Source organism: Streptomyces sp. DH12, assembly GCF_020873895.1.
In the GTDB taxonomy this organism is placed as follows: Bacteria; Actinomycetota; Actinomycetes; order Streptomycetales; family Streptomycetaceae; genus Streptomyces.
Genome location: NZ_JAHWGT010000600.1, coordinates 1 through 549, shown reverse-complemented (window position 1 = coordinate 549; position 549 = coordinate 1). Strand labels below are relative to the sequence as shown.

Below are 549 nucleotides of genomic sequence, written 5' to 3'. Positions count from 1 at the left end.
TAGCGCGCCGCCGACTCCGGCATCGTGGTGTGGAACGCGGTGTCGAAGACGGCGACCTGCGGCAGGTCCGGGCGCAGCGCCGTCGCCGTGCGGATGCCGGTGAGGTTGGCCGGGTTGTGCAGCGGCGCCACCGGGACCAGCCGCTCGATCTCGGCGAGCACCCGCTCGTCGATCACCGTCGGCTCGGTGAAGTGCTTGCCGCCGTGCACCACCCGGTGGCCGATGGCGAGCAGTTCGGGGGAGTCCAGGCCGAGGCCGTCGGCGGCCAGTTCCTCGGCCATCGCCTTCAGCGCGGCGTCGTGGTCGGCGACCGGCCCGGTCCGCTCGCGGGTCTCCCCGCCGGACGCCAGCGGGGTGTGGCGCACCAGGGAGGTGCGCTCGCCGATCCGCTCGACGAGACCGGAGGCCAGCCGGCTGCTGTCGCTCATGTCCAGCAGCTGGTACTTCACCGAAGAGGAGCCGGAGTTGAGGACGAGGACGCGGGACGGACTCACTGGGCGGCTGCCTTCTCGCTCGGGGCCGGGGACTGCGCCTGGATGGCGGTGATCG

General features: G+C 73.0%; 1 pseudogene. It reads right to left on the bottom strand.

Annotated features, from left to right (window positions below):
* A pseudogene (locus LPA54_RS35995) lies at positions 1-494 on the bottom strand (acetate kinase); the annotation flags it as partial.
* Positions 495-549: the final 55 nt, after the last annotated feature.